The following is a 13583-nucleotide window of genomic DNA, read 5'->3' as shown; positions in this document are numbered from 1 at the left end:
GGCAGCGGGCGGCCCGCGGCGGTGTGCCGGGGCCGCCCTGCGGCGGGAGTGCCGCTCAGTCCAGTTCGAGCAGCAGGTCGCCGCCCTCGACCTGCTGCACCTGCCCGATCGCGAGCCGGGAGACGGTGCCGGACCGCTGGGCCGTGATGGAGGCCTCCATCTTCATCGCCTCGATGGTGGCGACCGTGTCGCCCTCCGCCACCTCGTCGCCCTGGCCGACCTGGAGGGTGACCGCGCCGGCGAACGGCGCCGCGACGTGGCGGTGGTTGTCCGGGTCGGCCTTCTCCGCGACCTTCACGTCCGTCGCGACCGACCGGTCGCGGACCGACACCGGCCGCAGCTGCCCGTTGAGCGTGGTGAGCACCGTGCGGTGACCGGTCTCGTCGGCGTCGGAGATGGCCTCCAGCTCGATGAGCAGGGTGACGCCCGGCTCCAGCTCGGCCGTGTGCTCCAGATCCGGCTCCAGGCCGAAGAAGAAGTCCTTGCTGCTCAGCACGGAGGTGTCGCCGTAGGCGTCGCGGTGGGTGCGGAACTCCTTGTCGGGCCCCGGGAAGAGCAGCCGGTTCAGGGTGCCGCGCCGGTCCTTGCGCAGCCCGTCCCGGTCCTCCTCCGACAGCGGCACCGACTCCGCTCCGGGCTTGCGGCCCTGCAGGGCGCGGGTGCGGAACGGCTCCGGCCAGCCGCCGGGCGGGTCGCCCAACTCGCCGCGCAGGAAGCCGATCACGGAGTCCGGCACGTCGAACCGGCCCGGCTCGGCCTCGAAGTCCGCCGGCTCGACGCCCGCGCCGACCAGGTGCAGCGCGAGATCGCCGACCACCTTGGACGACGGCGTGACCTTCACCAGCCTTCCCAGCATCCGGTCGGCCGCCGCGTAGCAGTCCTCGATCAGTTCGAACCGGTCGCCCAGCCCCAGCGCGATCGCCTGCTGACGGAGGTTCGACAACTGACCGCCGGGGATCTCGTGCCGGTACACCCGGCCGGTGGGGGAGGGGAGCGCCGCCTCGAAGGGCGCGTAGATCTTGCGGACGGCCTCCCAGTACGGCTCCAGGTCGCCGACCGCGCCCAGGTCCAGGCCGGTCGCCCGGTCGGTGTGGTCGGTCGCGGCCACCAGCGCGGACAGCGAGGGCTGGCTGGTCGTGCCCGCCATGCTCGCGACGGCCGCGTCCACCGCGTCCACGCCCGCGTCGATGGCGGTGATCAGCGTCGCGAGCTGGCCGCCCGCGGTGTCGTGGGTGTGCAGGTGCACCGGCAGGTCGAACCGTTCGCGGAGCGCCGTCACCAGCTTCCGCGCGGCCGGCGGACGCAGCAGGCCCGCCATGTCCTTGATGGCCAGCACGTGCGCCCCGGCCTCGACGATCTCCTCGGCGAGCCGCAGGTAGTAGTCCAGCGTGTAGAGCTGCTCGGCCGGGTCGGACAGGTCGCCGGTGTAGCAGAGCGCGACCTCGGCGAGCGAGGTGCCCGTCTCCCGGACGGCCTCGATGGCGGGGCGCATCTGCGACACGTCGTTGAGGGCGTCGAAGATGCGGAAGACGTCCATCCCGGTCTCCGCGGCCTCCGCGACGAAGGAGTGGGTGACCTCCGTCGGGTACGGCGTGTAGCCGACGGTGTTCCGGCCGCGCAGCAGCATCTGGGTGCAGATGTTGGGGGCCGCCTCGCGCAGCGCGGCCAGCCGCTCCCACGGGTCCTCGGCCAGGAACCGCAGCGCCACGTCGTAGGTGGCCCCGCCCCAGCACTCCAGGCTCAGCAACTGCGGGACGGTGCGCGCCACGTGGGGGGCGACGGCCAGCAGGTCCCGGGTGCGCACCCGGGTGGCCAGCAGCGACTGGTGGGCGTCGCGGAAGGTGGTGTCGGTGACGGCCACGGCCTCCTGCTGCCGCAGCCGCTCGGCGAAACGCTCCGGGCCGAGTTCGCGCAGCAGCTGCCGCGAGCCGTCCGGTGCCGGGGCGTTCAGGTCGGCGGCCGGCAGTTTCAGGGCGGGGTCGGCGACCTCCGGCCGCGGGCCGTGCGGGCGGTTCACCGTGACGTCGGCCAGGTAGTGCAGCATGCGGGTGCCGCGGTCGGCGGGCTTGCGGGCGTGCAGCAGCTCCGGGTGCTCGTCGATGAAGGAGGTGCTGATGCGGCCCGCCTCGAAGTCGGGGTGGTCCAGCACCGAGGCGAGGAAGGGCAGGTTCGTCGCCACACCGCGGATGCGGAACTCGGCGATGGCACGCCGCGCGCGCCGTACCGCGGTCGTGAAGTCCTGCCCGTTGCAGGTGAGTTTCACCAGCATGGAGTCGAAGTGCGCGCTGGTCTCCGCACCCGTGTGGGTGGTGCCGCCGTCCAGCCGCACGCCGGGACCGCCCGGTGAGCGGTAGGCGCTGATGTGGCCGGTGTCGGGGCGGAAGCCGTTGGAGGGGTCCTCCGTGGTGATGCGGCACTGGAGCGCCGCACCGGAGGTCCGGATGTCCTCCTGCACGAAGCCCAGTTCGGGCAGGGTGGCGCCGGCGGCGACACGGAGCTGGGAGATCACCAGATCGCGTCCGGTGACCTGCTCGGTGACGGTGTGCTCGACCTGGATGCGCGGGTTCATCTCGATGAACACGTGGCGGCCCCGCTCGTCGAGCAGGAACTCCACGGTGCCCGCGTTGACGTAGCCGATGTGGCGGGCGAAGGCCACGGCGTCGTCGCAGATCCGCTGCCGCACCTCGGGGTCGAGGTTCTGCGCGGGCGCGATCTCGATCACCTTCTGGTGGCGGCGCTGCACCGAGCAGTCGCGTTCGTAGAGGTGGACGACGTTGCCCTCGGCGTCGGCGAGGATCTGTACCTCGATGTGCCGCGGGTTGACCACGGCTTCCTCGAGGAAGACGGTCGCGTCGCCGAACGCCGACTCGGCCTCGCGCATGGCCGCCTCGATGGCCTCGCGCAGCTTGTCCGGCTCCTCGACGCGCCGCATGCCGCGCCCGCCGCCGCCCGCGACGGCCTTGACGAACACCGGGAAGCCGATGTCGTCCGCCCCAGCCGTCAGGGTGTCGACGTCGTCGGACGGTTCGGAGGAGCGCAGCACGCTCACCCCGGCCTCCCGTGCCGCGGCCACCGCCCGTGCCTTGTTCCCCGTCAGCTCCAGCACGCGGGAGGGCGGCCCGACGAACGCGATGCCGCTCTCCTCGCAGGCCCGCGCGAGGCCGGGGTTCTCCGACTGGAAGCCGTAGCCGGGGTAGATCGCGTCGGCGCCGGCCTTCCGGGCCGCACCGATCACGTCCTCGACGGACAGGTAGGCGCGCACCGGGTGTCCGGCTTCGCCGATCTGGTACGCCTCGTCGGCCTTGGCCCGGTGCAGCGAGTTGCGGTCCTCGTAGGGGTAGACGGCGACGGTGGAGACGCCGAGTTCGTAGGCGGCGCGGAACGCCCTGATGGCGATCTCGCCCCGGTTGGCCACGAGCACCTTGCGCAACATACGGCTCCCTGCTCTCTTCCGGACCGGATGCGGTGATCGTAGAGGGTGACAGCCCCCGTGACACGGGTGGCACTCAGTGCCATTTGTCACGGTGCCGGGCGAGGATGCCCGGCCGCCCGGGCGGGTACCTGCTTCTCCCGTGCCGCGGCGCTCCGGTGGCGACTGGGCCGTTCCGGCGAGTGGCTCCGGGCGCGGCGGAGCCCGGCCGTCAGGCCCGCGTGTCGCCGGCGCCGGCCGCGTAGGCGGTGAAGGCCGCCCAGCCGGAACGGGAGACGGCGAGGCCCGGACGGTCGGTGTCCTTGGAGTCCCGTACGAACACGGTGTCGGCGGCGGCCGCGACCTCGACGCACTCCGGGCCGTCGTTGCTGCTGCGGCTGCTCTTCGTCCAGTGCAAAGCCGAGCTGTCGGCGGTGGTGGTCCTGAGCGTCATGTCTCTCCCCGCACTTTCTCGATGAAGGCCAGCGATTCACGCGGTGTGAGCGCCTGCGATCGGATGATCCCATACCGCATCTCCAGAATCTGGACTTCTTTCGGCCGGGTGATGATCCGATTCGTGAGCTGCGCTTCGGTGTGGCCCACCGATCCGCCACCGCCGAGCTTGATCAGCTCCATCGGGCCGCCCAGCCCCGCGTGGTCGCCGCGGTCCGTCGGCATCACCTGGAGCGTCACGTGCCGCAGGCGCCCGACCTCCAGCACGCGTTCCACCTGGCGGCTCAGGCAGCCGCGGCCACCGACCGGACGCCGCAGCGTCACCTCCTCCAGCACGAAGGTGAACATGGGCGGCCTCGCCTGACGGAGGATCTCCTGCCGCGCCATGCGGGCGGCGACATAGCGGTCGACCTCCTCCTCGGAGAAGGCCGGCCACCGCATGCCGTACAGCGCCCGCGCGTACTCCTCCGTCTGCAGCAGCCCGTGCATGTTGTGGTTGGCGTAGAGGTTGAGCTCCACCGCGCCGGTCTCCAGCTTCGCCAGGTCACGCACCTTCTTCGGATACCGCGCCTCGGCGACGTCCTTGCGCAGCGCGGAAAGCAGGCCGTCCGCCCGCAGCGCCTCGTCGGCCCGGCCGAGGAAATCCGGCTTCGGCACCCGCCGCCCGCGCTCCACGGAGGAGACCTGTTCCAGGCTGTAGCCGATCGCCGCACCGAGCTCCGCCTGCGTCATCCCGGCGCGTTCGCGCCACAGTTTGACCAGCCGGCCGACCATGCGGACCACGGACGCCGAGTCGTCCTCCTCCCACAGTGCCGCCTCGCCCACCTCGTGCTCCGTGCCCTGCTCCACCGCCCACCTCCAGGTCCCGACCGTGCCCGACTCCCGCATCCCCGGCGCGTCGCGCTGTGCAACCCGGACAGGAACGCACCGCGGTCGTACGGTGACCCCGCGTACGGGCGGAAGTGCTGTTCAGGCTAGGAAGGTCCGCGCAGGCTGTGTGGGGTGATTCGTGGAAATTCCCCCGCAACGGGGTGTCAGTTCTCCGTGCAGCTCTCCGCCACCCGGCGCGGCGCGCGGCTCGCCCGCCGACTCGCCGTGCAGCAACTCGCCGAGTGGGGCCTGCCGTACGACTCCGCCGGGTCGAGCGCCGCCGCACACGTGGTCGCCGAACTGGCCGTGAACGCCGTGCAGCACGGCCGCGTCCCCGGCCGCGACTTCCGGCTCCGGCTCGTTCTTGCCGACGGCCACCGGCTGCGCATCGAGGTGACCGACACCCGGTGCGACCGGCTGCCGCCCGGGCCTCGGCAGCCTGCCGACGACCTGGCGGAGACCGGCCGCGGGCTGGTCATCGTGCGGGCGCTCGCCGACCGTTGGGGCGCCGAGATCGGCCCCGTGCCCTGCAAGACGGTATGGGCGGAAGTGGACCTCGACGCGACGGGGTGAACGAGAAGGAGGGCCGGTGTCCGCAGGTGGCTCGCCTTGATGTCGCCGTCGTCGGGCAGGCGGCCTCGGGGCGGCTTGCGCATCCCTGCGTCATGAGCGTCCCACCGAGGCCGTTGTTTCAGGGGCAGTGAGCTCGCCGAGGATTCGGCGTCACGGCAGCCCGCCGAGGGTGAGAAGCCTGCCACAACAATGACGCGGACCCGCGCGCGGCCGGGTCGCGGGCCCGGCCGCTATGGCACCACCCCGCTGACCCGAACCCGGCCCCCTGGCCGTGCAGACCAGCACCCCGGAACGGCCTGGAAGCCACCAGAACGCGCGACGCGTCAGCGCCCCGGCAGCCCGGGCCAGCCGCAGGCGAGCCACACGCCGACGGTTGCCTCGTCGGATGGGACGGCTGCCTCGGCGGACGACCGGGAAGTACGTGTGTTCGGATGGTCGCTCATGGCAGCGGAACCCGGTCTCAGCAGGCGAGAGCGCCAGTATGCTGGCCACGTACCGCCCGTCGAGGTCACACTGAGACTTGCCGGTCGGGATGAGGAGGTGAGAGGGATGAGCGTTGCCATCGATCACATCGGGCCCTGGACAGTCGCCGACGTCCTGGCACTGCCCGAAGACCGCACCATGCGCTACGAGCTGCTGGGGGAGTCCCTCGTAATGTCGCCCGCGCCCGGCGTCCGCCACCAGCGAGCCTCATTCCGCCTCCACGTCGCGTTGGACGCGGCCGCGCGGGCCGTCGGTGCCCCGGTGGAGATCCTGGAGGGCGTCAACGTCGTCCTGCCGTCCGGATTGGTCGTCCCTGACCTGGTCGTGGCCGACGCCGGCGCGACCGCCGAGGACCCTGTCACCGTCGACCTCGATGCCGTCCAGCTCGCCGTCGAACTCGTCTCCCCGGGCAACCGCACCATGGACCGCAAGGTCAAGCCCATGCTGTATGCGGAGGCCGCCATCCCGCACTTCTGGCGACTCGAGTTCGACCCGGCCCCGATGCTCGCCGTCTACGAACTGGAAGGCGGGCGGTACGTGGAACGGACGACCGCCCTCGCGGGCGTGACCACCCACCTGGACGCCCCGTTTCCCGTTGCAATCGACCCGGCGGGTCTCTCCCGGCAGTAGATGCCGTCTGACGGCAACCAGACCCGCCAAACGGCATACACCAGCGGACTTCCACGGACACACGGATTGGCGCTGACCTGCAAAACGCAGGTGATAAGCCCGCGACCAGCACACGTACTGTGTACTCGCTGGGCAGACGCCGGTTCTGGTTCATAACAGTGGAGGATGCCTTCCCGCTCTCCGGGACTGGAGCAGTCAGCGGTTCCAGTTCGGGAATTAGTCCCTCTTGCTCGATAAGAAGGGAATGGAGCACATCCTCACTCGTTATCACCCGAAGTATTGGGATGGCTCGGTAAAGAAAACGCAGTCCTTCTGCGATTCGAGTATGAGTGTTGATGATGTCCAAGGTGCTATCGGTCAAGTCATGCGGCGGAACCGCGATACACTGGTTCAGCGAGGCAGTCAAGACATGTATCAGATTCGCGGGAACGTCAACGGCGTCAATTACGTACTCGGCATGAAGAGAGGTTGAGTGGGCCAGTTCTATCCGGAATGACCATCATCGAAGGGCCTGAGACGTGGTTGAAATTGAGACGTTCCTGAAGGGCGCGGACGGGGGGTTCGTGCAGGTGGAAGCCTGCCGTACCCCGCCGCCCGACCTTGACTACATTGAAGGTGCCATTCGGTTGTCCGTTGATGGATTGGAGATCATCGGCACTGAAGAGTGGGACTACGTTGACCAGCTCTGGTGTTATATCGCCGAGATGGTGACGAAAATGCAGTCGTCGGGTTACGCGGAGACATATTTCCCGGATCAGCCGATCAAGCTCTCTTTTCGGGCCGCAGGGTCTCGCGTCTTGGTGACCGCCAAGATTGGCGAAGAAACGAAGACGGTGAATGCTTCATTCGCAGATTTCCTGGGGGCTGTCAAAGCGGCTGGAATGATCTTCTTCAGGGAGATGTCCGAGCTTGTCCCGGCTAATTCGTATGCCGAGGCGCAGCAGGAGCTGTCAGTTTGAACGAGCCAGAGGCCCCGCCGGGAATTCTTGAATTCGGCGGGGACTCTGGGGCTCTTGACGGCAGTAGTTGACGGCAACGTCAACGGACGGGGGCTGCGCAAGGCGGCGGTCGTTGCCGTCGGAGCGTGCCGCCTTGGGGTACCCCGGGCTGCCGAGCGCGGTGCTGAGTGTGTCGATGGCGTCGTGCTGGAGGCGGAGCCGGACGTGGGCGTAGACGGTGGCGGTGACGAGGATGTGGGCGTGGCCGAGGAGTTCCTTGATAACGACGAGTTCGACGCCCGGAGCAGAGTGGCGGTCGAGTGGCGGAAGTCGTGAAATCGGATGCGGCGGGGGCCGGCCTTGCGGAGGAGCGTTGTGAAAGCGACTTCGGCTTCTGGAAGCGCTCTTCCGGGAACCCTGAGGAAGTCTTCGACAACCTTGCTGAGGGTGCCACCCGACCTTGTCGTGAGCCCTGACGGATTGCGGTTCCGTGAGGAGTTGCTGACAAGGTGGCCAGATGTGGACGACGTTCTGGAGCCGTCTCGATTCGCGGTCGATCGTCAGCCTGGCGATCTCCTTGCGGGCGTGGTCGTAGTCGAAGCGGGCGCGGGAGAGCAGGTGCTGCAGCCGGTGCGGATCCGGATGCCCGAGCGCCTCGGCGAGGGTCCAGCAGTTGCGGGTCTCCCGCTCCAGCAGCAGACCGGCGGTCAACTGCCGGGCCGCCTCACGGCTTCCCACCGCGCGAAGCAGCCTGAGATCGCGTCCATCGCGGCCCCGAACACATCCCATGCCCCGAACCACCCCTCCGTACCCGTCTTGAACTGGGCAAACCCCCGAACTGCAACCGCCGTGTCAGAGCCCGGAAGGCTCGTCCGGCAGTTCTTCGGCCCCGTTCAAGGGGCCCCGCCCCGGGCGCGGCCACCCCGCCGCCCGCCCGTCGGCGTGCCGCAGGCAGGGCAGTCGGGGCGTGCGGCGAACCGGTGCAGCACCGGCTCACCGGGCGTCATGAGGTTCAGGCCGAAGCGGAACCCGGGCCGCACGGGCGGAACCCCGGTCAGCAGCGTGAGGCTCGCGTGGGCCAGCAGGAGGCCGGACAGTCCGGCCGTCACCGCGCTGGCGGGGTTCCACGGCATCCGCGGGGAGGCGAGTTCCTCGTCGCTCCCGCAGGGGAGCCGGAGGTCCCGCCGCTCGACCTCTCCCGCCCGCAGGCACTCCCAGCAGGCGCCCCGTCCCGGTGCGTGCACTCCCACCGTCACCAGCGGGCCGCGGTAGCCGGCATCCACCCAGGGCGTACCCGAGGCCAGACACGTCCGGTTGGCCCACCTGCGGATCTCCGGCGGCCGGTCGGCGGCCACCACCAGCAGGTCGTAGCCGCGGTCACCCCGGTCCCGGCCGTCACCGCTCTCCCCTCCGCGTACCCGGCCCGACCCGGACGGGGCGTCCAGCAGCGCGGCGAGACCGTCGGCGTCCGCGACCTCGCGCTGCTCCCCGGTGACGACCACATCGGAGTTGAGCGCGCGGAGCGTCGCGAGCGCCGCGTCGACCTTCGGTGCACCGATGTCCTTCTCCCGGTACAGCGGTTGCCGGTTCAGGTTCGACAGCTCCACCACGTCCGGGTCGACGCAGTGCAGGTGCCCGACCCCCGACGACACGAGCGCCTCGGCCGCGTACCCGCCCGTCCCGCCCACTCCCACCAGGAGCACCCGGGCTTCGCGCAGCGTGCCCTGGACGTCCCAGGGGCCCGTCCGCGGAGTGAGGTCCATCCAGCGCGCCAGGGTGGCGCCGCGGCCGTACCGCTCGCGCTCCCGCCGGGTGAGGTCCCTCGGCGGCGCTGCGCCCGCGTCCTCGACGAATCCCGCGGCGAGCAGGTCCTCCATCGCCTGCACGACGTCCTCGGCGGAGACGCACGGGTGCGCCGCGGCCACCTCGTCGCGGACGCCTCGCGGTGTGCGGGAGCCGTCCATCGCCTCCACGAGCGTCCAGATCCAGCCTCCGGGGTCCGCCACCTCCGCACCGATGCCGTGCACGACGCTGCCGATCCGCACGTTCCCTTCCGACGTGCGGTACGCCCGGTGCTCCGGCTTCACCCGTGGCCGTCGCATCGCCCCTGTCGTCACTCTCACCGGCGCCCCCTCCGCGACGTGAAGCAACCTTGACACCCTGCACACCCCGGAAGACTCTTGACAAGACGTCGCCGCCCGAGCTGCGGCGACGCGCGCATCCGGGTCACCGACGTGCCGGAAGGGGGGAATCATGGCGAAGAGAATCGAACTGCGCCCGCTGGACAAGAAGGAGACGACGGGGGACAGCAACCAGCAGGGCAGCTGACGTTCCGTCCCACGGCCGCGGTACCGCCGAGCCGCGACCGTGGGTTCCGGCCGGTCTTCCGGCATCGCCCGGGACTCCCCCCACTGTTCGACCGGAAGACTGGTGGTGAACCACTCGTGAACGGGCCGGTCCCCCCATCCGCCCCGGTGCCCCGCAGGCCTGCCTGGGACCGGCACCCCACGGTCGACGAAGTCGTCGACGCCGCGCGGACCCTGGCCGCCGAGCGCCCGGAACTGTGCCGCATGCGCGACATCGGCGCCTCCCGCGCCGGCGAACCGCTGCGCCTGCTCTCCGTGGGCCGAGGGAGGCACAACTGCCTCGTCGTCGCAGGGCCGCACGCGAACGAACCGGTCGGCGGCGCGACCGCCGTGGCACTCGCACGGCGCGTCGTGGACGACCCCTCCCTCCACACCGAGGCGGAGGCGACCTGGCACTTCCTCCTCTGCCTCGACCCGGACGGCACGCGCCGGAACGAGAGCGCACCGTCCGTTCCGGGGACCTTCCTCGGGGAACACCTCGGCTTCTTCCGGCCCACGGGCGCGGAACAGCCCGAGTGGGCGCCGGCCGTACGCAAACCCGGTGACGCACTCCCCGAGTCGCGCGCCCTGTTCGCACTCATCGAGGACCTGCGGCCGTTCCTGCAGTGCTCGTTGCACGGGCACGACATCGGCGGCAGCTGGGTACAGCTCACCCGCGACCTGCCCGGACTGGGCGAACCGTTCGCCAAGTCCGCCGCGATGGCCGACATCCCCGTCGAGCACGGGGCCTTCGACACCCTGCTGTGGTCCTCCGCCGAACCCGGCGTGTGCCTGGCGCCCCCCTCGCGGGTGCGTGAGCGGTTCCCCGCGCTCGTCGAGGACGTCGACCGCTCCACCTGGGGCGCACCGCACCGCTACGGCGGCCTGACCGCGGCCGTCGAGGTGCCGACGTGGGCCAGCCGCCTGGTCGAGGACGCCGCTGCGCACCCCGCCCCGTCCGCCGCCCTGCGGGAATGCGCCGCGCGGCTCCGGGACGGCGGCAGAGCGGTACGCGGACTCCTCGCCGAGGCACACACCCATGGCGGTCTGCCGGACGGGCCGGTGCACCGGGCGGTGCAGGCCGCACTGGCGGGATGCGACGGCCTGGCACACGAGTGGGAGCACCTGGCGGGCCACGATCCGTACGAGGTGCTGCCGATGCTGACCGAGGGCCACCTGCTGTCGTCCGAGGGGCTGGCGCGGCGTCTTCCGCTCCGGGCGGCCGTCATGCTCCGGCGCCTCGTGGACACCGACGGCGGGGCGGCCGTCCGGCACCTGCGGGACCGGGCGGGTGCCTTCGCCGCGCTGCAGAGCCGGGCGCTGGAGCGGAGGTTCCGGGCCCGCCCGGTGCCGGTCGGGCATCAGGTGCGCCACCAGGGGCAGACGGTCGTCGAGGTCTTCCGGCGGGCGCTCCCTCCGCGGTGACCGCGGTGACCGCGGTGCTCCGCTGCGGGGAAGCGGGCGCCGTCAGCGGTCGCCGGACTTCCGCAGCCGGTCCAGTTCCGCGCGGTGCGGCACCGCCGCCTGCGCTCCGGGGCGGGTGACGGTCAGGGACGCGGCGAGGACGGCATCGGCGACGGCGGTGTCCTCGTCGCTGCCGTGCGCGAGGGCGGCCGCCAGGAAGCCGGCGAAGGCGTCGCCCGCGCCCACGGTGTCCGTCGCCCGCACCCGGGGAGCCGGGTGGGCACGAGGAGGTCCGCCCCGGGACGCCAGGGCGCCGCGCGCGCCGAGCGTCGCCACCACCAGGCAGTCGTTGCGGCGAGCGAGGTCGCGGACGCGGTCCTCGGCCGACGCGTTGCCGCCGCCGTGCGGGTCGGCCGCGGCGAGCAGGCGCGCCTCGTGCTCGTTGACGAGCAGCACATCGACCTCGGCGAGCGGGAGGGCACCGTTCTCCGGTACCGGCGCAGCGTTGAGCACCACGGTCGCCGAGCGGGCAGCGGCCGACCGGACGACCCGCCGCACGACGGGCAGCGGTACCTCGCACTGCACCAGCAGCACGTCGTCCGGGCCGAGGTGTGCGCATGCGGCTGCGGCGTCCTCCTCGCCGAGCGAGGCGTTCGCGCCGGAGGTGACGGCGATCAGGTTCTCGCCACCCTCCTCGACCAGTACGACGGCGGTGCCCGTCGGGGCGTCCGGGCAGCGGCGCACGCTCCGGACGTCCACGCCCGCCCGGGTGAGGGCGTGCACCAGCAGGTCGCCGCCCTCGTCGGTGCCGCAGGCCCCGACCATGCGCACCGCGGCGCCCGCGCGGGCACAGGCGACGGCCTGGTTGGCGCCCTTGCCGCCGGGAAGGCGCTGCAGGGTGCCGCCCGCGACGGTTTCACCGCGGCCGGGCAGCCGGGGAACGGTCGTGACGAGATCGAGGTTGAGGCTGCCGAGCACGGTGACCTCACCCATGCGCGCACCTCCCTCCGCCGCCCCGTCGCCCGAACCGGCCCTCCCGCGCGGCCGTCACGGGGCGGGCGGCAGTCCTGCGGCGCGGACCAGCGCCTCCACGGTGACGTGCCCCGCCGACAGCGCGGACGGGTCCTGCGCCGGGAGGCACCTGCCGTGCTCGGGGCTGTACTCGGTCATCACCACGCCCGCGTGGTCCGAGTCCGTCTCCGTCAGCGTGACGGCGTGCCCGTTGCGGGCGAGCGTGTCGCGGAACGCGCGGGACTCCTCCACCGGGACGGTCGGATCGCCGGTGCCGTGGAGCAGTTCCACGGGGACGGGGAAGCGCAGCCCCGACTCCACGTCCGCCACCGGGGAGGGCAGGTCCATCTCCGGCTTGTCCGGGACGTACCGGCCCGCGACGCCGACGAAGGCGGTGGGGACCCACCCGCCCGCCCGCTCGGGGCGCAGCAGGAGTCCGGCTCCGGCGAGGGCGCCGAGCGACCACCCGGCCAGCACCACGTGGTCCGTGTCCCCGCCGTATTCCGCTGCCCGGTCCCGGGTGAAGGCGATCGATTCGGTGAGGTGCTGCCAGCCGCCGTCGTCCGCCTCGGAGCTCCAGTCCGGTACGAGGACGATCATCCCCCGGGACGCCGCAGCGCGGGCGAGGGGCGCCATGGCGTCCCGTTCGCGCGGACCGCGACCGTGCCACAGCAGGACGACGGGCGCGGAGTCGGGGACCTGCGGCCGGTGGACGTCGAGCCGTTCGCCGCCGGCGCCGTAGACGATTCCGTTGTCCTCGTGCACCACCCGGTCGGTCATGCCGCGACGGTACCAACACTCGGCCGCCCGAGGCGGCGTTCGTATTCCGGCCGCAGGACGGCCCGGCCGACGGCGCCGTGGCCCCGCAGCGCCGGTACCGCCGAGGGTGGAACGCAGAGATGTGCGAGGAGTCGACCCCGGGAGTGAAAGGTGATCACTCGATCGGGTGACACTCCGGCGGTAGCGCCGTCCGACGGCCGCGACGCCGCGAACCATGCGTGGTGGCCGGAGAACCGGCCGCCACGGTCCCGCACCCGGGGCCGTACACGTTTCTGCGAAAGGACTGTGCAGCATGACACGTCTGGCGAAGTCCGCCTCCCTCGCTGCGGCCGCGGGCGCCATGATCCTCGCGGGCGCCGGAGGCGCCGCGGCGGACAGCGGTGCGCAGGGCGCGGCCATCGGCTCGCCGGGTGTGCTGTCGGGCAACGTGGTCCAGGTCCCGGTCCACATCCCCGTGAACGCCTGCGGCAACACCGTCAGTGTGATCGGTCTGCTGAACCCCGCGTTCGGCAACGCCTGCGTCAACGGCGGCGGCAGCTACTGACCCGCCCCGGGGACGGTGCCGCACGGCGCCGTCCCCGGCCCCGTGCCGCCGCGCGCGCCTCCGGTGCGCAGCCCCCGGGCACCGGCCGGGCAGCGCGGAGGCGACACGACATCGGGCGGCACCCGGAAAGGGGTGCCGCCCGA

Annotated in this window: 11 protein-coding genes and 2 pseudogenes; 5 read left to right on the top strand and 8 right to left on the bottom strand. The window is 71.9% G+C overall.

Annotation, left to right across the window (positions count from 1 at the left end; all coding sequences use genetic code 11):
* Nucleotides 1-55: 55 nt before the first annotated feature.
* The 3 genes from ACL06G_RS09540 to ACL06G_RS09530 form a co-directional block, all read right to left on the bottom strand.
* Nucleotides 56-3433 (bottom strand): pyruvate carboxylase, encoded by a 3378-nt coding sequence (locus tag ACL06G_RS09540; protein WP_412835724.1) that lies wholly within the window; start codon nucleotides 3431-3433, stop codon nucleotides 56-58.
* 208 nt (nucleotides 3434-3641) lie between these two features.
* Nucleotides 3642-3863 carry a DUF397 domain-containing protein gene (locus tag ACL06G_RS09535; protein WP_412786914.1) on the bottom strand — a complete coding sequence of 74 codons (222 nt, stop codon included), beginning with the start codon at nucleotides 3861-3863 and terminating at the stop codon, nucleotides 3642-3644.
* Nucleotides 3860-4636, bottom strand: coding sequence for a helix-turn-helix domain-containing protein (locus tag ACL06G_RS09530; RefSeq protein ID WP_412786929.1), 777 nt, complete (start codon nucleotides 4634-4636; stop codon nucleotides 3860-3862). Before ACL06G_RS09530 ends, ACL06G_RS09535 begins: the two co-directional genes overlap by 4 nt.
* A gap of 270 nt (nucleotides 4637-4906) precedes the next feature.
* On the opposite strand from ACL06G_RS09530, the gene ACL06G_RS09525 reads away from it, so the two are divergent.
* From ACL06G_RS09525 to ACL06G_RS09515, 3 genes are all read left to right on the top strand, one after another.
* Nucleotides 4907-5305: an ATP-binding protein gene (locus ACL06G_RS09525; protein WP_412786913.1), complete on the top strand. Its 399-nt coding sequence runs from the start codon at nucleotides 4907-4909 to the stop codon at nucleotides 5303-5305.
* Nucleotides 5306-5854: 549 nt separating this feature from the next.
* Nucleotides 5855-6418, top strand: coding sequence for a Uma2 family endonuclease (locus ACL06G_RS09520; RefSeq protein WP_412786912.1), 564 nt, complete (start codon nucleotides 5855-5857; stop codon nucleotides 6416-6418).
* 518 nt (nucleotides 6419-6936) lie between these two features.
* Nucleotides 6937-7377: a hypothetical protein gene (locus ACL06G_RS09515; protein WP_412786911.1), complete on the top strand. Its 441-nt coding sequence runs from the start codon at nucleotides 6937-6939 to the stop codon at nucleotides 7375-7377.
* A gap of 79 nt (nucleotides 7378-7456) precedes the next feature.
* On the opposite strand, the pseudogene ACL06G_RS21600 reads toward ACL06G_RS09515, so the two are convergent.
* The 3 genes and pseudogenes from ACL06G_RS21600 to ACL06G_RS09505 form a co-directional block, all read right to left on the bottom strand.
* Nucleotides 7457-7739: pseudogene (locus tag ACL06G_RS21600) on the bottom strand (tyrosine-type recombinase/integrase); the annotation flags it as partial.
* A gap of 169 nt (nucleotides 7740-7908) precedes the next feature.
* A pseudogene (locus ACL06G_RS21595) lies at nucleotides 7909-8138 on the bottom strand (transposase); the annotation flags it as partial.
* A 111-nt stretch (nucleotides 8139-8249) separates the two neighbouring features.
* Entirely contained in the window at nucleotides 8250-9458 is a 1209-nt protein-coding gene (locus tag ACL06G_RS09505; protein ID WP_412786928.1) for a HesA/MoeB/ThiF family protein, read from the bottom strand.
* A 372-nt stretch (nucleotides 9459-9830) separates the two neighbouring features.
* Here ACL06G_RS09505 and ACL06G_RS09500 point away from each other — a divergent pair, with 372 nt between their 5' ends.
* Nucleotides 9831-11126 (top strand): M14 family zinc carboxypeptidase, encoded by a 1296-nt coding sequence (locus tag ACL06G_RS09500; protein ID WP_412786909.1) that lies wholly within the window; start codon nucleotides 9831-9833, stop codon nucleotides 11124-11126.
* Nucleotides 11127-11168: 42 nt separating this feature from the next.
* Here ACL06G_RS09500 and ACL06G_RS09495 read toward each other — a convergent pair whose 3' ends face one another.
* Both ACL06G_RS09495 and ACL06G_RS09490 read right to left on the bottom strand, forming a co-directional pair.
* On the bottom strand, nucleotides 11169-12098 hold the full coding sequence (locus tag ACL06G_RS09495; RefSeq protein WP_412786908.1) for a ribokinase: 930 nt from the start codon (nucleotides 12096-12098) through the stop codon (nucleotides 11169-11171).
* Between the two features lie 54 nt (nucleotides 12099-12152).
* Complete coding sequence (locus ACL06G_RS09490; RefSeq protein WP_412835722.1) at nucleotides 12153-12896, bottom strand: alpha/beta hydrolase family protein; 744 nt, start codon at nucleotides 12894-12896, stop codon at nucleotides 12153-12155.
* A 292-nt stretch (nucleotides 12897-13188) separates the two neighbouring features.
* Here ACL06G_RS09490 and ACL06G_RS09485 point away from each other — a divergent pair, with 292 nt between their 5' ends.
* Nucleotides 13189-13440 (top strand): chaplin, encoded by a 252-nt coding sequence (locus ACL06G_RS09485; protein WP_412786906.1) that lies wholly within the window; start codon nucleotides 13189-13191, stop codon nucleotides 13438-13440.
* The last annotated feature ends 143 nt before the right edge of the window (nucleotides 13441-13583 follow it).

This window comes from Streptomyces callyspongiae, from assembly GCF_047200695.1.
Classification (GTDB): domain Bacteria; phylum Actinomycetota; class Actinomycetes; order Streptomycetales; family Streptomycetaceae; genus Streptomyces.
The sequence above is the reverse complement of the archived record's forward strand: the minus strand, read 5'-3'. Positions and strand labels throughout refer to the sequence as shown.

Bases quoted from the DNA above. Each gene is read 5' to 3' on its own strand.
- ACL06G_RS09530 (WP_412786929.1), bottom strand. From the start codon at position 4,636: ATGGTCGGCCGGCTGGTCAAACTGTGGCGCGAACGCGCCGGGATGACG.
- ACL06G_RS09490 (WP_412835722.1), bottom strand. From the start codon at position 12,896: ATGACCGACCGGGTGGTGCACGAGGACAACGGAATCGTCTACGGCGCC.
- ACL06G_RS09535 (WP_412786914.1), bottom strand. From the start codon at position 3,863: ATGACGCTCAGGACCACCACCGCCGACAGCTCGGCTTTGCACTGGACG.
- ACL06G_RS09495 (WP_412786908.1), bottom strand. From the start codon at position 12,098: ATGGGTGAGGTCACCGTGCTCGGCAGCCTCAACCTCGATCTCGTCACG.
- ACL06G_RS09485 (WP_412786906.1), top strand. From the start codon at position 13,189: ATGACACGTCTGGCGAAGTCCGCCTCCCTCGCTGCGGCCGCGGGCGCC.
- ACL06G_RS09520 (WP_412786912.1), top strand. From the start codon at position 5,855: ATGAGCGTTGCCATCGATCACATCGGGCCCTGGACAGTCGCCGACGTC.
- ACL06G_RS09540 (WP_412835724.1), bottom strand. From the start codon at position 3,433: ATGTTGCGCAAGGTGCTCGTGGCCAACCGGGGCGAGATCGCCATCAGG.
- ACL06G_RS09505 (WP_412786928.1), bottom strand. From the start codon at position 9,458: ATGCGACGGCCACGGGTGAAGCCGGAGCACCGGGCGTACCGCACGTCG.